Origin of the sequence: Paraburkholderia sediminicola, assembly GCF_046027355.1 — a bacterium.
GTDB classification, from domain to species: domain Bacteria; phylum Pseudomonadota; class Gammaproteobacteria; order Burkholderiales; family Burkholderiaceae; genus Paraburkholderia; species Paraburkholderia sediminicola_B.
This window is the reverse complement of the sequence record NZ_JAQQEK010000019.1, coordinates 85,161-101,834: the sequence shown is the minus strand read 5'-3', so window position 1 is coordinate 101,834 and position 16,674 is coordinate 85,161. Positions and strand designations below refer to the sequence as shown.

Here is a 16,674-nt window from a genome sequence, read left to right as displayed (position 1 = left end):
CCTTGTTCTTCACTGGAGTGACAGTTTTCTAGACTGAACCGTATGGAGCTGTTCCGATGCTAGCACGACCGTCAACATCAGAAAATACTCCGCGAGGAGCATATCTGGCCGCTGTCTTGTGGGACCGCCCAGCGTTCTGTGGCTGCAAGATTGAACGCTCTCAATTTCTTCAAATGATTGATGAGTATTCGGAAATATCACGTGGCAAATTGCAGCCTTGGACGTTTCCCGCCCGACTGGTACATCCTTTGCATTGGACCTGCGGTGCACATGCTTATCATCGTGTACTGGTTGAAAACTCCTCGGTGAGCGCCGATGTGGACGGCTCCATCGTCAAAAAATTTGCGATGGGGACAGACGCAGGAAAGGAGGGCTCGGAGCACGAACCGATTTATCGACTCCAACTTCCGACCCAAGCAATCGACGGAGATGTGCTTCTTGTAAATGGTCGGATATTTACGGGAGATTCTGAACTTCGGTGGGTTGAGGCGATTGCAATCAGGGACGGAAGTGTTGCCAACGTGGGTGATACAAATGAAGTAATGGCGGATGCCGGAACCGATGCGAAAGTCGTTGACCTAGGGGGGCGATTGGTGATCCCCGGCTTCAATGATGCTCACATGCATCACACGCCAGATCCCAAGGGTATGCGACTTCCCATCGATCCGGTCGCCGATCCATCGTTTAATGAAATCAGGCCGTTGATTCAGCAAGCGGTTGAGGAGTCTGAGCCCGGCACGTGGATTTATGGAGTGATGGGTGAGACTTTGATTAATGATACGGCGCTTAACCGGCTGACTCTTGACGAAGTGTCACCTAGACATCCCATCATCCTTCTTGGTTTGACAAATCACACGAACGTGGTCAACTCGGCGGCCATGAAGCGTCTAAACATAGCGGATGATGAACCGGACCCGGTTGGAGGATTTTTCGAGCGTTTCCCGCAGTCGGGCCGCGTTTCTGGCCGCATCAACGAATACGCGCAATGGGCACCTCAACGGTGCTTCGCGTCGATGGCCACCATCGAGGAAGGCGCTGCGAATATTTCCGCATTGGGTCGCGATTGTGTGAGATGGGGCATTACGACAATTCAAAATATGTCATGGACGCCAATCGAACGCTATGTTGATATGGTTCGAGCAGCAGACATACCAATAAAGGTCCGAGTTATTCGATTTCCGCCAGCTGGCCCAGCAGGGCGCCTGATTAGTGAAGGAAGAAATCTTGACCGTGAGGCAGGCGAACGGCTCGAGGTGTCAGGCACAAAGTGGATACTCGACGGAACGACCGTTGAAAGGGCCGCCGCGCTGGGTCGAGACTATGCTGATCAGCTGGGAAATGCAGGTAGGGAAAATTTCAGCAGGAACGAGGTCCGGGAGATGATGAGGGAGGGGCTCGATTTTGACGATCAGACACTTTTGCATGCTATCGGAACCGCGGCAATCGAAACCCTGATTGCTGCGGCGGAAAGTTTTGGTAGCAGTGTTGATTGGCGCAAAGCGAATCTGCGGATCGAACATGCCGACGGACTCAACGAAGACCAGATGGCGCGGGTACGCGCTCTGGGTGCAACTGTCGTTCAAAACCCGACCCACTTCCTGTTCCCCGAGATCTATGGTGACAGGTTTGGCAGCGGAAGCATGTTTGCTACTTTCAAAACACTGATTCAGGCAGATATTCCGATGGGTATCGGATCAGATGGTCCGTTAAATCCATTTCTCGGCCTTTACGCGGCTATAAAACATCCTGCGAAACCAGATGAGGCGCTTACGCTGGAGCAGGCGATCTGTTCCTACACGCACGGGAGCGCTGTTGCTGAAGGTAAAGGGCATTTCAAGGGGCGACTCATGCCTGGCTTTGTGGCAGATCTTGCCGTACTTTCCCAAGACATATTCTCGGTAGAGGAAAGGCACATCATCAACACGAAAAGTGTGCTAACGATGGTGGACGGCAAGGAGGTGTACCGGGCGTCATAGGCGCATCTGCCTATATCCCGGTGTAACTTTGGCCCGCTCTTTGGGCCGCAGCAATCCGGTTCTTAACCTTAATTTCGAGAGGTAACGATGTTGCTGAAAGAACAGATTCAGTCCGCTGAAGACAAACTTGCAGCTGCGCTTGAGGCGGGAGACAGCGCGGCTGTGGTGTCTCGATATACCGAAGACGCACGGCTTATGCCACACGGTATGCCCACGTTCACCGGGCGCAAGGAGATAGCTGCATTCTTCGAAGGTGCCATTGCACAAGGCATTGTCGCTGGAAGGTTCGTGACAATTGAAGTCGAAAGTTGGGGCGATATGGCGACAGAAGTCGGTGCATATGAACTTTTCGCGCGGACGCCGGATGGAACTCGAGTGAGCGCAGACACTGGACGGTATTTTGTTCAATGGAAGAGGATTGACGGCGAGTGGTTTCTCCATCGCGATGTGTTCAATCACGATAAGCCGGCGACCTAAGGGGAAGTAAGTCGCCAGTTTGAGAATTGCAGCCCGTTAGGTTGAGGGTGTGCAAACCCGCCCATAGCGCTAGCCTTCACAAGGCAAACGCTCGTGTGCTGCCGCCAAGGGGGTCTTTAGCGCCCCTGCGGCGCAAATTGTTCCGGGTGGCAAACAATTGCGCGCGCACCCGTGTCTATACAAATAAGCGCAACGCCACACGGCAATAGGCAATCCGGCTGCCCTCCTTGAAGGTAGTTCGAGAATGTGACAGCCAACTCGCGCCGGGAAGCGAACAGGCGCGCCGGGTCGTGGAGACGTTCAGTTGCACGGGGCGATTAAATCTACTGCGGCAGCATTTGCACTCTGTCGTCGTGTGCATCTGATTCTGTGCCGCGACATAGTAAGTGTAAATAGAGATGGCGTTGCCAAGGTCCTTCGCTGTCCTCGAAGAACGTCAGACTCGGGCAAGTACATTGCGGCCGTTCTGAGACATTTCTGTGCCCGCTGGGCAATGCACGTCCAACAATTATTTCCGATACTTGATCCTAACCCAACGCGATTGCGGCCAATATGGTTTGCAACTCGCGTTGAAGTCAAGTTTTTTAATACTCGAACCAGTTTCGTTGGCCGGACAGTCATAGTTACACTATGGGACCCCTTGGATGGAAAGCATTAATTTGATTGAGCTTACGGGCTCGCAAGCGCTTGAACATCTCAAGCGCGGAGATTTTTCGGCGGAAGCGTATATCGATGCACTCGCATCTGAGTATGCAATGTACGCGGACGATTGCGCGTTTACGCTCGTGGACGTGGAGGGTGCGCTTGAAGCAGCAAGGAATGTTGACAAGGCTCGGGCGGCCGGTAAGCCGGTCGGTCCCTTGGCAGGACTTCCGTTCGTGGCGAAAGACAACATTAACTCAATCGCGCTGCCGACAAGTGGTGGAACGCCGGCATTGCGGGATTCGCGTCCTGAATCGAACGCGCCGGTGCTGCAAGCTCTGGTTGATGCGGGCGCCATTCTCTTCGGCAAGGGGAATATGCATGAGCTCAGCTTTGGCGTGACGAGCCAGAACGTTGAGTTCGGGAAGGTGCTGAACCCTTTCGACCGTACGCGGATAGTTGGTGGTTCGAGCGGCGGCCCGGCCGCCGCGATCGCGCGGAGAATCGTGCCCGTGGGTCTGGGGACGGACACGGGTGGCTCTGTCCGCATTCCTGCTTCACTTTGTGGAGTCGCGGGCTTTCGCCCAAGCGCAAATGGCAGCCGGCGTCGATATTCCGATGTCGGCGTGCTGCCATTGAGTAGCACAAGGGACACAATTGGCACCCTCGCGCGTAGCGTGGCAGATCTCGTTTTGCTTGACTCGGTGGTGACCTGGCAGGTTGGTGTGCATGCCGTCAGCCTTCAAGGTATCCGGCTTGGCATTGCGCGCACCCACTTTTGGGAAAACCTGGACAAGGAAACCGAGCGGATCGTCGGTCAAGCGGTGAGGCGGCTATTGGATGCCGGAGCGATCGTTATTGAAGTGGACGACATAGGGATCGATGATGAGCTGGCACATGCATCAAAGGATCTTGTTCTCTATGAGTCGCTTCGCGGTATCAAGGATTATCTCGCTGCCTCAAATACGCATGTCACGCTTGAGGACATCGAGGAAAAAATCGGTAGTGACGACGTTCGGGCTTTGTTCTCAAAGGCGCGCGACGTTAAATTGCCGGCATATCGAGAAGCACTGAGCGGTCGTCGTGAACGGCTTCGCGAGTCCTACACAAGGACGTTCAAGGCTTATTCTCTTGATGCGCTAGTCTTTCCCACTACGCCAGTGCCTGCAGTAACTCATGTCTCGCAGAACGGTCAGTTGACTGACACGGTGCAAATTGAGCGTGTCGAATTCAACACGTTCGCGACATACACCCGCAACACAGACCCGGGTAGTTTCGCGGGTCTGCCCGGTATCACGCTGCCAGTGGGGCTGACGAGCCTCGGACTTCCGATCGGGCTGGCACTGGATGCGCCTGAAGGAGATGACGACTGGCTTCTTTCTATTGCTCTTAGTATTGAGTCGGTAGTTGGTCTTTATTCATCGCCCCGGCCTTAAGTTGCCCTGTGCAACAAGCGACGATCGCAACAAACTAGAGACGAGAAACTTTACATGGCACCAGAATATTCTGAATACCATCTTGGAGATCTTAAGCTCCAAAGCGGAGAGATTCTTCCGGACGCAAAAATTGTTTACAAAACGCACGGGGAGCTCAGCGCACGGCGTGATAACGTCGTTATTTACCCCACCTGGTTCAACGGGCAGCATACGGACAATGAGTGGCTGATTGGGGAGGAGATGGCGCTTAACCCTGCAAAGTACTTCATTGTCGTACCCAACATGTTGGGTAATGGGCTTTCCACGTCGCCAAGCAACCGCCCAGATTTGGTGAAATCCGGATATCCGCTCGTTTCGGTGTACGACAACGTAATGGCGCAGCGGCGACTGTTGACGGAAAAATTCGGTGTTGACGAGGTCGCGCTGGCGATCGGCTGGTCGATGGGAGCGCAACAAGCGTATCACTGGGGCGCGCTGTTCCCTAACAACGTGCTCAGACTTATGCCGATTTGTGGTTCCGCAAAGACGGCGAGTCACAATTGGGTCTTCCTCGAGGGGGTCAAATCGGTGCTCACGTCCGCTGAGGACTGTGCGATAGGAGACAATGCTGCCCTCCGGGCCGCCGGACGAGTCTACGCCGGGTGGGCGTTCTCTCAAACGTTTTATCGTCGTCAGCTGTGGGCAACGTTGGGCTTTTCAAGCCTCGAAGAATTCATCGCCAATTTTTGGGACGGATTTTTCGTGGAGAAAAATCGACTCGATTTGCTTGCAATGATTGCAACGTGGCAGAACTCAGACATTAGTCAGAACTCTCTGTACGAGGGTAATTTAGTGCATGCGTTAAGTTCCATCAGAGCAAAGACGGTGGTCATGCCTTCTAGCACGGACCTTTACTTTACAGCAGAGGATAGTGAACTGGAGCTGCCGCACATTCCCGGCGCGTTGTTCAAGCCGATTGATAGTGTTTGGGGACACGCGGCCGGCGTCGGCTTGAACAAGCAGGACTCCCATTTTATCAATGCGGCGATAAAGGGGCTTCTCGACGACGAGAAGTGGTGACGGCTGCAACGCAACCGAAATGCGGCGGCCCAGAAGACCGAACTTGCGGCTGCGCGGGCGTCTGGTTGACGATGAGCCCGTCTATCCTTGGAACGCCTTCGCCAAACGCAATTTGAGGCGCGGTTTGATTTTCAGCTCGTTGGGCACGCGCATGTCCAGGCCGCCTTGAACCTCGTGTCGAAGGGACGGCGTCAGGAAGCAGGGCACGGTTGCGTCTCGTCCGTTGTTATATTCGTCATCTTGTCTCCATACCCGATGCTACAACCTGCAGTGACTTGAATCCTGTATGGCAACAATCGCTTCTTTGACGATCTAATACAAGCACGCGCCACTGCAACGTGGCAGCCTTGCGAGCCCCCGCGAAGACGACGGACTGCATCATGCAGCATCCAGGCGTCAGCGCTTGTGCGAAGCGCTCGATCGTCTTCTGCTAGGTAACATCTCGGCCGCGCGGTTCGCCGGTACCCTGCCAAACTTCCTCTCAGTTCTCAAGACGCGCCCAACTTCGATGCGCTGTTCACGGTATCTCGGCGGGCTGGCCAACACGTCGCTCAACTGCTCGGTGTACGCGTCTTAAAGATTTCGATCTCGATCGAACGTCGCCTTGTATTCGCGCGGAGATACACCGAACGCGGCGCGAAACCGCCTGCTAAAGTGGGCAAAATTATTGAACCCATTGTCCATGGCGATCTGGCTGATATATCTGGCCGTCAAGAGCGGATCAGCCAGGTCGCGCCGCGCTCGTCCCAGGCGCCCGCGCCAAATACAGTCGCTGACCGTTTCCCCCTCCTCGCGGAACAGTGATTGCAGATAGCGAGGCGAAATGCCAAGGACCGCCGCCACCCTTTCGGTATTGAGATCGGGATCGTGCAGCGACTCTTCGATTACCGCCTTGGCCCGGCACTTCAGTGCGGTACCGGACCAAGTCGGTTGACGCTCGTCAACAGAGATCAAGTCGCCCAGAGCAGCCGTCACCAGATCGACGGCGATGGAGGATAAACGGCGCGCCACCGCCGGATCGACTTGCGACACCACGCCGCCAAGCTGACGCAGGAAGGGCACCGTCAAGGTACCCAATAGGCTATCGCCACGGACGATACGAGCGGTCATCCGCTCCGTATGCCCCAAGCGGCCGACCAGCCGTTGCCGGGGAATTTGGAAGACAAGTGCTTCGAAGTCGTCGCGGAATTGAAGCGTGTACGGACGGACGGAATCGTAGCAGACACAATCACCGGCGGCGACGGCCGCATCGCGCCCGTCCTGCATTACGGTGCTATTGCCACTCAACTGGAACTGCATGATGGCGTATTCCTCACGCCCGCTTTCGATACGCTGAGACGTACGCGTCACCCGATGATCGCGGCTGCGCACTTGGGAAAATCGCAAGTCGTCGACCTGTGTCGTACTAATCTCGCCAAAAAAGGGACGTTCCGACAGCGGGACGCAATCGAGCCCCACAAACGTATTGCAAACGACATCCTGCCAGTAGGCGAACCGTTTGGAATTGGCCATGCCGACCGTGGAATGGAACATATTCATCCCGCCTCTCGTCGCACGAATATACGGCATTTTGAGACAGCTAGGATATCAGGCGACCGTTCCAAGCTCAACGTATCAATGACATGCACTTCAATGACATGTACTTGGCACCTTGGCGATTCTTCGTAAGGAGTTATTTGCTCCACCGCGCTTCCAGGCAACTATTGCTTCGCCGTGAGCAAAGTGCGCGGACTGCAAAGGAATAAGCTGTGAGCTACCACATACAAAAATGGAGGAAGGCGATGGAGGCGATCAAGGCTGCGTGCATACAGGCAGCACCCATATTTCTGGATCTTCAGGCCACGTTGGACAAGACCGAAGTGTTGGTGAAGGAGGCGGCCAGTAATGGCGCCAAGCTGGTCGCCTTTCCCGAGACTTGGCTGCCTGGCTATCCGTGGTGGATCTGGCTCGGTGCCCCCATTGAGGGCGTGGGGTTCACCGCCCGGTATCACGCCAACAGCATCGCGTTGGGATCCCCGGAAATGGCGCGGCTCCAGCAGATAGCCGCCGATTCGGCGGTGACGCTGGTGACAGGCTTTTCCGAACGCGACGGCGGTTCGCTTTATATGTCTCAAGCCGTCATCGGTCCACAAGGGGATCTCCTTCTTGCTCGCCGCAAACTTAAGCCCACTCATGTCGAGCGCGCCGTCTTCGGGGAGGGTGACGGTTCAGGCCTGACCGTGGTCGACGCGCCGTTCGGGCGGCTGGGTGCACTGAATTGCTGGGAGCACATCCAGCCATTGGTCAAGATGGCGCTTTATGCTCAGGGTGAAGAGGTTCATGTGGCCTCCTGGCCGAGCTTCCTCCTTTATCGTGACGTCATCTACGCGTTTGGATCTGAGGCGAGTAATAGCGTCAGCACGGTCTACGCTCTGGAGGGCGGATGCTTCGTGCTGGCGTCGACCGCATTGGTGTCCCAGCAGATGATCGACATGCTGTGCGACCGTCCCGAGAAGACCAAGCTGCTGAGTCCGATTACCGGCAAGCCGGGAGGCGGCTTCTCCATGATCTATGGGCCGGATGGCCATCCATTGTGTTCGCCTCTGCGCGAGGATGAGGAAGGCATTCTCTATGCCGACCTCGATCCCACCAAAATCGTCCTCTCCAAGAGCGCCGCCGCTCCTGTGGGGCATTATTCGCGTCCCGACACCGTGAGGCTCGTCGTCGACAAAACGCGACGGAAGGTGATGAGCGTCGTCGGTGAGGATGTGCCCAGTTCCACAGACCAGGAAACGCCGCAGCGGGCAGATGCGGTCGTTTGATCACAGACCAGATTTCCAATCGATGTCTCTTTGAATATCAATAGCAAGCGAGTGTAATGATGACCAATGTATTCCCGAAGACGGACATTCCTTCTCTCAACAGGCTTCGCGACGCGACCGCGAAAAAGGGTCCTCCGTTCCGGGTAGGTATTGTGATCGGACCTGGTTACTTTCCGCTGGACATGATCGGTGTTCAGGCGGTCCTCGGCACGTTGCCTGGGGCTGAAATTTACTTGGTCTCGAAGTCGCGTGAGCCGGTCGAAGGTTTCCGGGGCTTGTGGACGGTCCCCACAGCAACCTTTTCCGACTGTCCTGACCTTGATGTCATCGCAGTGCCGATGATGCCTCCGGAAGTACAGACCGATCGCGAAGTCGTGGACTTCGTAGCGACCCGAGGAAAAACGGCGCGCTACCTCATCGGCGTTTGCAACGGTGTACTGACGCTTGGCGCCGCCGGGTTCCTGCGAGGCAAGCGCGCAACGATCAGCCATAACTCTCACTCGATTCTGCCTCTTTACGGAGTGACGGAGGTCGTCGCGAGCGGAGTCGTCGCGGATGGGAATGTCTTTACCGCCGGTCCGAGCGTCGGCAGTTTCGAAGCGGCCCTTCTCGTGGCGGAGCAGGCGTTCGGACGACAGGTCGCAGAGTTGGCTGAGTTCATCGTCGAATATGACCCGCACCCGCCATTCGGTACTGGAACTGCGGCAGGCGCGGGGCCCGTGTTGGTGGGTAAGTTCGAAGGAATGATGGCCGACATGATTTCTCTCTATCGCGCCGAAGCTTTGAGGTTCGCCGCTACCGCCTGAAGGCGGCACTCGGAAACGCTGGCTTGACTGGCTCGGACGGAAGTTCGAGCCAGCTGGGGGTGGGGGCGTTATCACGACAATACCCGTCGCGCCTAGCTACAGATGAGAGCAGGGTCTCCTCGCAGTTGTGTTCGGTCGACGACGGACCGCTGAGCCAGTCAAGATAACAGTTGAAAGGGAATCACGATGTCTTTAAAGGAAAAGCTCGACGCCTTCAGAGCGGACGTTGAATCTGGTACGAGAATTCCGAGCTCCGTGGTGGAGAAACTTCACAAGTCGACCGAGGAACTCGTCGCCTCAGGCCAAGCAGAGCGAGCGAAAAAGGTAGGCGACAGAGCGCCAACGTTTGCGCTCGAGGATACCGACGGCCAAACGATCAATCTTGCAGATCTTCTGGCCAATGGGCCGGTGGTCCTGACCTTCTATCGCGGAGTCTGGTGTCCCTACTGCAATATGGAACTTCAGGCGCTCGAAGAGGCCCGCAGCGACATCGAGGCTCGGGGTGCGCGGTTGGTCGCTATTTCGATGCAGACCGCAGCGAACAGCCGCAAGTCGATCAGGCAGAATGAGCTCGGCTTCCCGATTCTGATCGATCCGCACGGTGCAGTTGCCGATGCGTATGGCCTGCGCTTTGCGCTGCCAGACTATCTTATCGACGTCTACAAGACCGTCTTCAAGAATGATCTGGCTGTTATCAACGACGATCCCTCGTGGACCCTGCCGATGCCGGCCCGCTATGTCATCGATCAGAACTGCGTGATCGCCTATGCCGAGGTGAACCCTGACTACACCTGCAGACCGGAACCGGCCGAACTGCTGCCGGTGCTTGACCGTCTCGGAACACCAATCGCATAAGGACCGCAAATTGGCGACAGGAGCATGCACTGTTATCGCCAATTGATTCCCGGCCGAGCCACCAGATCGGCGTCGTAGGAAAAGGAAGCCTGGGACATTTGGCGCTGCAGTTCTCAATAAGTTGGGTTGCGGCAGAGGGCAAAACGAACCTCGCGATCGGCGCCCCAAAGCGAACAGCGCCGAATGTCATCGCGGGTGACTCCCGGGGGCTATGAAGGTTCCGTGCCTCGCGGTCGGCCTCTTCCATCTCTTTGAGGACGCGCTTGCTTCTTTCGAAGTAAGTGCGCCAGACAACGCTCAAGCTGAGCTCGGGGGTAGTCCAGTGCAACAGCCGGACCCCGAGTTCAACCTTCCACGCAGGCGCATATTTTCCCGTCATGGCAGAGGGCATCTACAGCGGCCGGCTGGCGGCGGCCAAGCAGCCATCCTCGACTGCCGCGATGAATGTGGTGAGCTCGGTCGGCGATTCATGACAATTCGATCCAACGGTTATCGACTGAATGTTTACCTAGCACAGCTATCACCCATCTATTCCGAAATTAAACCTTACGATGCGATCCGATGAAGGGTCGAAAGGAGAGAATGACATGCGCATTTCTGCAAACGGCATCACTATCAACGCCGATGTCCGCGGACAGGCCGAACCCGCCTTGGTTTTCTTACACTATTGGGGCGGTTCGTCCCGGACGTGGGATGGTGTGATTCGCCACCTGGACGGTAATCATCGAACCATCGCCATCGATTTTCGCGGCTGGGGTGACTCCGACAAGCCCGCGACGGGTTACCGGATCGAGGAACTCGCGAGCGATGTCACGGCGGTACTCGCCGAATTGAAAGTCTCCCGATTCATCCTCGTTGGCCATTCGATGGGTGCAAAGGTCGCGCAGTTCGTCGCCTCTGGACACCCGGCTGGCTTAGTCGGCCTCGTGCTTGTCGCTACTGGCTCTCCACATGGGGTTCGGGTGCCCGAAGAGCAACTGTCACGGATGATCCACGCCTACGACTCGGCCGCGTCTGTGGCATTCGTCCGGGACAATGTTCTGACTAAACGCCCGCTCTCCGACGACTTGAAGGCCCAAGTAGTAGAGGACAGTCTCAAGAGCTGCGAAGCTTCCAGAGTGGCGTGGCCGACCGTCGCCATTGCCCAGGACATTGCGAGCGAAACAGCATCTATCGCGGTTCCCACACTGGTGATCGGCGGAGAATTGGATCAGGTAGATACTCCGGCGATGCTTGAGAAGGAAGTAATCGGCACCATCCGAGACGCCCAGTTGAAAATCGTGCAGGGTTCTGGCCACTTGCTACCGCTGGAGGCGGTGAAGGAAGTCTCGACGTTGATCAACTCGTTTGTCGCTGACCTTTAACAGAGTAATCGCGCCTGATATCGCTCGATGGGAAATCGAGCGATATCGTTGCGTTGTAGAAGCCGGCGCAGTACGGCGCGAACAAGGTCTATAACGCGCTGTTCCAGCTTCGGGCTCTATTGGGATCAGGAAGGCCCGGGGGGGCTCGGTGCCGACAACCTCGCGCTGTCCGGGCCTTGAACCGGCATAGTCAAAATACTTTGCGTTCTGCTTAGCTTACCAAAGCAGGGGCGGGCGGGCGTGACGTCATCGACATTAGTTAGCGTGCCCATCGCGGTACGCACCACGCCTGAGTCGGCATCCATGCCCGCATGCGCCTTCATGCCGAAGTGAATCAATTGCCCTTCTTGATCTGATGCATTTCAGGGTCGAGTTCGTCGCTGCGGTTCTTGGTCGAATTCGTCACAGTAATCAGAGCGGCATCGACAGATTGCCTTCATTGAAACCGTAACCCATGGCGTTCAATTACGCGGTGACGGTTTTCAGAAATTGCTCGGTCTACTTGTGCCGCTCCAGCAGATGCCGAAAGGCGGCGAATGCTGACTTGGTCGGGTAATCGGCTCATGCCGCCCAGCGCGGCAAATTCGCGGTACAGCGGCACATCGCAGAGCGCTTATTCCGTCGCGACCTCGCTCAAGCCAAACTATTGATACAGCAAGTGAATGCGCAGCATCGCTTTGACCGGGAACTGCCGGCGACCGGTCGCTTTAGCCTGTGCGTGCAGCTCAATCAGCGCTACGAATTCCTTCCGCGGCACCAGGCGCTCCATCTCTTCCAGGAACGCGTACTTGCGCGTCCGAGGATTTGTCAGGTCAAGATCTAGGTCAATCTGTTTCATGCGCTCATGGTGTCCAGATCGAAGCCGATTCAGCATCACAATATGTGCGAGTTTTGAACACGCTCCTTAGACGATCATCCCCCCGTAAACACCTATCAGATCTGAAGCACGCCGACATCGGAAAGAGGGAACTTCGTTGCGCGGAATTCGTAGTCCTGCTCGACCAAACTCTAGTGCCTGCACGCAAAAGTTGAATTGTTTCTGTACACGGACCATCACATCAGGCAGCGCAGAGGAGCGGGTGCCCCCTAATAAATATCAAATTTAACAATTTGGAGGATAGACTGTAATGTTTCGTATTACTAATTCACTTTTGATCGGTTTGGTATCTATCGTGATCGTCGATGCCGCGCACGCGCAATCGTCTGTGGCGCTGTATGGCAATCTGGATACAGGGTTATATTATCAGTCGAAGACGGCTGGCAATGGAGGAAAAGAGTTCTCGGCGCTCGACAGCGGATGGATTCCGTCGTTTTGGGGATTTGTTGGCAAAGAGGATCTTGGTGGCGGCCTTCATATGGGATTCAAGCTCGAGAGCGGGATCAATACGACGAATGGCGAGCTTGGGAACTCCAACGGAAATCTCTTCGGACGCCAGGCTTATCTGGAATTCGGCGGAGACTTTGGTCGCGTTCGTGCAGGGTTGCAGTTTTCGCCCTTCTTCGTGACGAACTGTCTGAACGGTGACCCACGTGGTTGCACGAGCGCCGGCTCCTTGTTCCTTTCCTATGTCAATGGGTTCAAGGGCCTTTCGGGAATGTTCGACAGCAACACCGTTCAATACCTGAGCCCCACAGTCGGTGGCTTCTCGGCTTCCCTCGATTTCGCACCCGGTGGCGTTGCCGGAAGCTTTCAGGATAACCAGCGGATCAGCGCATCGCTGAACTATCAGGGGGCGTCCTTCGGGGCCGATATTGCTTACTATCAGGCCCGAGATAACGGAGCGGGTTTTGTTTCGCTTCGCGGCAAAACGGCTGATCTCAAATATACGCTCGGGCCCGTGAAGTTAACGGCGCAAGCGACTAACTATCAGAACAATGTACCAGGCATTAATACTAACGACTACGTGTATGACGCCGGTTTGATCTGGAACGTAACGCCTGCATTGTCTCTGAATGGTGCGTATTACTACACGTACGACAAAGCCCACAAACCCAACCAGTCGTCTCTAGTTGCTGTAGGTGCGAGTTATGCGTTATCCGCGAGGACGGCACTGTATGCTCAGGCCGCCTATGTTGAAAACCGAGGGACGATGGGAACCGGTATAGCGGCAACCATTGGTTTGCCGCAAGGCGGCACTACCGGTGTGAACATCGGTATTCGACACTTTTTCTGAGTGCGCTGAAGACTGGCAAGGAGCAGTTGGCGAGAGTGCACGGCCATGAAGACGTAGCGGGCCAAATTGGCCCCAAGCGCGTATCTCGGCGAACGTAATCAGCGACGGCTTTGTTCTGAAGGGTACGAGTTCCCATGCTACAGACGTGACCGCACATTTTTGACGCAGGCCGGCTTGCCAAAGGCGCTCCACAGGTTAATGAGGTTGGCGATGATGACTTTGACGGGAGATAAGCTGGATGTCGCGCAGCGGCTTGCGCGACTTCCGGACGACATTCGCGGCTTCGGTCACGTCAAGGAGCACAACATGGCGACGACAAGCCTCAAGCGCGAGCGTCTGCTGGCCGAGTACCGCAACCAGTTGCAACTTCGCGGGGCATGCTAGTGTAGTGCCTCGTTTTTCTTGGAACCAAGGCAGCCGTTGGCGCGAATGGCTTTCTGCCGACAGTCGTTGGCCTTGGCGGTCCACAAGAAGGACTCGGGAACACTGCGCCGTGCAGTCGAAACCGGAATTGCAAAGTGAACGCGTGCACCGTTCGCATCGCTGTGCTGTCAGCATCGAACGGTCCGCCGATACGTGATTGCAAAGAAGGTGACGTAATCGACTTCCGCGGCGGGCCTGCTATAAGACGATCACGTTTGCTGGTTAAGTTTTCGTCGACAGATTATCGGGGATGGCTCGGTTATGTGGGTCCGTGTCACCTACCCGATAAGCGGGACGACAGACAACGAAGATTCGCCTTAAGTCGACTGATTGTCAGATGAGGAGAACCGCTCCCGGTATTCCGATGGAGTCACATGCAAACGGCGCATGAACGAGCGGCGCATCACCTCTTCCGAAGGGAAGCCGCACTGCTGCGCCACGGCCTTGATCGACGTGCGGCGCGACTCGATTAGCGCGCATGCCCGTTCGAGGCGCATCTGCTCGATAGCGCGGGCTGGCGTGGTACCCGTTCGCTGGCGATAAAAGCGGGCGAAGGTTCTCGGCGTCATTGCGAGCCGCTCGGCGAGCTGGGGTACGTCGAGCGGTGCATGCAAGTGCTGTAAGACCCATTCATGCAGTTGCGCGATCCGCTCGTCGCTGACTGATTGAGCGAGCAGAGCGCTGCTGAATTGCGACTGTCCGCCAGGGCGCTTATAAAACACCACCAGCCTTTTCGCTACGGCCATCGCGATGTCTGTGCCCGCGTCCTGCTCCACCATGGCGAGGGCCATGTCGATGCCGGCTGTTACGCCGGCCGACGTCCAGTGTTTGCCGTCGCGAAAGTAGATCGCGTTGCGCTCGACGCTCAGCGCCGGGAATTGCGCCTGCAACGACTCGCATGCCGCCCAGTGCGTGACCGCGCGTCGGCCGTCGAGCACGCCTGCCCGGGCAAGCACGAACGCGCCGGTGCAGACGGACGCGAGACGCGCGATGCGCGGGGCCGCTCGCCGTGTCCAGTCCACGAGGCGCGCGGCATCCGCATTGCCATGCTGCCCGGAGGCGCTCCATGCACCCGGCCCCCCGGGAACGACCGCCGTGTCTGGTCCACGTGTCAGTCGCTTCGGCAAAGCGGCGGCTTGCAAATAGGCACCGCTCGAACTTCGAACCAGTCCGATTTCGTGCGCGAGCACGCGGGTCTCGTAAAGCGGTGCGTCGCCGCGCAGCCGAAGTTCGTCATTGGCGGTAGCGAAAACCTGAAGCGGCCCGCAAACGTCGAGTAGCTGAAACTCTGAAAACACCAGAAACCAGACTGAGTGAATCGCATTCGTACGCATGGCAGAAAAGGTGGGTGCATTGTCATTTCTGACGACACCCGCCAGTGTACATTGTGTCCAGTCAAGCTTCCTTCAGTGAAGCAAACCCCTTGATCTGGAGAAATTCATGCAGCGACGAGAGGTACTCCTCGCGCTTGCGGCGGCCCTGACGGTTGCAGGCAAGACAAGTGAGGCGAACACCATGACGGCGGTCGACGCGCAGGATTCGACCAATTCGCGAAACGACGCCTCGGCCGCCCCAAAGCGCGCCGACGGTGCAAAGCCGTTTCGCATTGCGATGGTGATCTTCCCGAAGATGACGCAACTCGACTTCACGGGACCGTTCGACGTGCTGGCACGCATTCCGGACGCCGAGGTCCTGGTCGTTGCGCAGACGCTGGAGCCGGTCGTCTCGGACGCCGGTCTTCGCATTTTGCCGACGCACACGTTCGAAACGGCGAGCATGGCGGATCTGCTTTTCGTTCCCGGCGGGCCTGGGCAGAATGCGCAGATGACGAACCCGGCAATGATTGACTATCTGCGCCAGGTCGGACGCCAGGCGTCGTGGGTGACGTCGGTGTGCACCGGTTCGTTACTGCTAGCCGCGGCCGGTTTGCTCGACGGATATCGTGCGACTTGCCACTGGCTATCGATCGATCAACTGAGCCTCTTCGACGTTACCGCGGAACCGCGTCGGATCGTGATCGACCGCAATCGGATCACCGGCGCTGGCGTGACATCAGGGGTGGATTTCGCGTTTTTCGTCGTCGCCAAGCTGCGCGGGGATGAGTTGGCGAAGCGGCTGGAACTGCTGCTCGAATACGATCCCGAGCCGCCGTTTCGCACAGGCAGCCCTCAACTGGCAGGCCCTGCGATGGTCAACGACGTTCGGCGATTGGTCGCACCGATGCTTGCCGAAAGACGGCGCCAATCCATCGCAGCCGCGCAACAGCTTCGGTTGGCTCTGCAGGCATCCGGCCAGTAACGCGCAAAGAGGGTGATGCGCTGGGCTTTTGTTCGGAAGAGGGCGTTGCTGGACAGTCGCGGTTCAGGTAAAACCGCGCGATCATAAGAAAGCAGGTCGCAACAATGCCATACAAAGCTAGACTGAAACAGGGCGAGGCGCGCAAGCGCAAGAAGACTGATGGGTGGGGAGCGTGGCGCAGTGGTGCATGGCTTTGCACCCGTAGGTGCTTTGGGCAACCGGCCTCCAAGGGGGGCGCTTACGCGAAGACGGTCCCTCTTCTGTTCTGTTGAAACGACGCGTGGGGAATCACACACGTTACATGTGGCAACGGTACAGGCCACTCTGGTGCTGTACCGCGCCAATTAGGGGCAACGGGGAGAA

Annotated in this window: 13 protein-coding genes and 1 pseudogene; 11 read left to right on the top strand and 3 right to left on the bottom strand. The window is 56.8% G+C overall.

Features of this window, described 5'->3' with window-relative positions; genetic code table 11:
- The first annotated feature begins 56 nt into the window (after window positions 1-56).
- The 4 genes from PQR42_RS28460 to PQR42_RS28445 all read left to right on the top strand — a co-directional run bounded on the left by PQR42_RS28460 (window position 57) and on the right by PQR42_RS28445 (window position 5,590).
- Complete coding sequence (locus PQR42_RS28460) at window positions 57-1,976, top strand: amidohydrolase (protein WP_408494196.1); 1,920 nt, start codon at window positions 57-59, stop codon at window positions 1,974-1,976.
- Between the two features lie 87 nt (window positions 1,977-2,063).
- Window positions 2,064-2,453 carry a YybH family protein gene (locus PQR42_RS28455; RefSeq protein ID WP_408494194.1) on the top strand — a complete coding sequence of 130 codons (390 nt, stop codon included), beginning with the start codon at window positions 2,064-2,066 and terminating at the stop codon, window positions 2,451-2,453.
- A 644-nt stretch (window positions 2,454-3,097) separates the two neighbouring features.
- A complete protein-coding gene (locus PQR42_RS28450; protein WP_408494192.1) occupies window positions 3,098-4,531 on the top strand; it encodes an amidase family protein in 1,434 nt (477 codons plus the stop codon).
- Window positions 4,532-4,585: 54 nt separating this feature from the next.
- Window positions 4,586-5,590 (top strand): alpha/beta fold hydrolase, encoded by a 1,005-nt coding sequence (locus PQR42_RS28445; protein ID WP_408494190.1) that lies wholly within the window; start codon window positions 4,586-4,588, stop codon window positions 5,588-5,590.
- 573 nt (window positions 5,591-6,163) lie between these two features.
- Here PQR42_RS28445 and PQR42_RS28440 read toward each other — a convergent pair.
- Complete coding sequence (locus PQR42_RS28440) at window positions 6,164-7,129, bottom strand: AraC-like ligand-binding domain-containing protein (RefSeq protein ID WP_408494188.1); 966 nt, start codon at window positions 7,127-7,129, stop codon at window positions 6,164-6,166.
- A gap of 242 nt (window positions 7,130-7,371) precedes the next feature.
- Here PQR42_RS28440 and PQR42_RS28435 point away from each other — a divergent pair, with 242 nt between their 5' ends.
- The 4 genes from PQR42_RS28435 to PQR42_RS28420 all read left to right on the top strand — a co-directional run bounded on the left by PQR42_RS28435 (window position 7,372) and on the right by PQR42_RS28420 (window position 11,416).
- The gene (locus PQR42_RS28435; RefSeq protein WP_408494186.1) at window positions 7,372-8,391 is read left to right on the top strand and encodes a carbon-nitrogen hydrolase family protein; all 1,020 of its coding nucleotides are present in this window, start codon (window positions 7,372-7,374) and stop codon (window positions 8,389-8,391) included.
- A 56-nt stretch (window positions 8,392-8,447) separates the two neighbouring features.
- A complete protein-coding gene (locus PQR42_RS28430) occupies window positions 8,448-9,197 on the top strand; it encodes a DJ-1/PfpI family protein (protein ID WP_408494184.1) in 750 nt (249 codons plus the stop codon).
- Between the two features lie 186 nt (window positions 9,198-9,383).
- A complete protein-coding gene (locus tag PQR42_RS28425; protein ID WP_408494182.1) occupies window positions 9,384-10,052 on the top strand; it encodes a peroxiredoxin-like family protein in 669 nt (222 codons plus the stop codon).
- Between the two features lie 587 nt (window positions 10,053-10,639).
- Window positions 10,640-11,416, top strand: coding sequence for an alpha/beta fold hydrolase (locus tag PQR42_RS28420; protein WP_408494180.1), 777 nt, complete (start codon window positions 10,640-10,642; stop codon window positions 11,414-11,416).
- A 233-nt stretch (window positions 11,417-11,649) separates the two neighbouring features.
- Here the strand turns inward: PQR42_RS28420 and PQR42_RS28415 are convergent.
- A pseudogene (locus PQR42_RS28415) lies at window positions 11,650-12,254 on the bottom strand (IS5 family transposase); the annotation flags it as partial.
- A 289-nt stretch (window positions 12,255-12,543) separates the two neighbouring features.
- On the opposite strand from PQR42_RS28415, the gene PQR42_RS28410 reads away from it, so the two are divergent.
- Both PQR42_RS28410 and PQR42_RS28405 read left to right on the top strand, forming a co-directional pair.
- Complete coding sequence (locus PQR42_RS28410) at window positions 12,544-13,590, top strand: porin (RefSeq protein WP_408494178.1); 1,047 nt, start codon at window positions 12,544-12,546, stop codon at window positions 13,588-13,590.
- A 210-nt stretch (window positions 13,591-13,800) separates the two neighbouring features.
- A complete protein-coding gene (locus PQR42_RS28405; RefSeq protein ID WP_408494176.1) occupies window positions 13,801-13,974 on the top strand; it encodes a hypothetical protein in 174 nt (57 codons plus the stop codon).
- 356 nt (window positions 13,975-14,330) lie between these two features.
- Here PQR42_RS28405 and PQR42_RS28400 read toward each other — a convergent pair whose 3' ends face one another.
- Window positions 14,331-15,347 carry a GlxA family transcriptional regulator gene (locus PQR42_RS28400; protein WP_408494174.1) on the bottom strand — a complete coding sequence of 339 codons (1,017 nt, stop codon included), beginning with the start codon at window positions 15,345-15,347 and terminating at the stop codon, window positions 14,331-14,333.
- A 106-nt stretch (window positions 15,348-15,453) separates the two neighbouring features.
- Between PQR42_RS28400 and PQR42_RS28395 the strand changes: the two genes are divergently transcribed.
- Window positions 15,454-16,311, top strand: coding sequence for a DJ-1/PfpI family protein (locus PQR42_RS28395; protein ID WP_408494172.1), 858 nt, complete (start codon window positions 15,454-15,456; stop codon window positions 16,309-16,311).
- Window positions 16,312-16,674: the final 363 nt, after the last annotated feature.

Coding starts and splice junctions, on each gene's coding strand:
- PQR42_RS28460 (WP_408494196.1), top strand. CDS start 57: ATGCTAGCACGACCGTCAACATCAGAAAATACTCCGCGAGGAGCATAT.
- PQR42_RS28455 (WP_408494194.1), top strand. CDS start 2,064: ATGTTGCTGAAAGAACAGATTCAGTCCGCTGAAGACAAACTTGCAGCT.
- PQR42_RS28450 (WP_408494192.1), top strand. CDS start 3,098: ATGGAAAGCATTAATTTGATTGAGCTTACGGGCTCGCAAGCGCTTGAA.
- PQR42_RS28445 (WP_408494190.1), top strand. CDS start 4,586: ATGGCACCAGAATATTCTGAATACCATCTTGGAGATCTTAAGCTCCAA.
- PQR42_RS28440 (WP_408494188.1), bottom strand. CDS start 7,129: ATGAATATGTTCCATTCCACGGTCGGCATGGCCAATTCCAAACGGTTC.
- PQR42_RS28435 (WP_408494186.1), top strand. CDS start 7,372: ATGGAGGCGATCAAGGCTGCGTGCATACAGGCAGCACCCATATTTCTG.
- PQR42_RS28430 (WP_408494184.1), top strand. CDS start 8,448: ATGATGACCAATGTATTCCCGAAGACGGACATTCCTTCTCTCAACAGG.
- PQR42_RS28425 (WP_408494182.1), top strand. CDS start 9,384: ATGTCTTTAAAGGAAAAGCTCGACGCCTTCAGAGCGGACGTTGAATCT.
- PQR42_RS28420 (WP_408494180.1), top strand. CDS start 10,640: ATGCGCATTTCTGCAAACGGCATCACTATCAACGCCGATGTCCGCGGA.
- PQR42_RS28410 (WP_408494178.1), top strand. CDS start 12,544: ATGTTTCGTATTACTAATTCACTTTTGATCGGTTTGGTATCTATCGTG.
- PQR42_RS28405 (WP_408494176.1), top strand. CDS start 13,801: ATGATGACTTTGACGGGAGATAAGCTGGATGTCGCGCAGCGGCTTGCG.
- PQR42_RS28400 (WP_408494174.1), bottom strand. CDS start 15,347: ATGCGTACGAATGCGATTCACTCAGTCTGGTTTCTGGTGTTTTCAGAG.
- PQR42_RS28395 (WP_408494172.1), top strand. CDS start 15,454: ATGCAGCGACGAGAGGTACTCCTCGCGCTTGCGGCGGCCCTGACGGTT.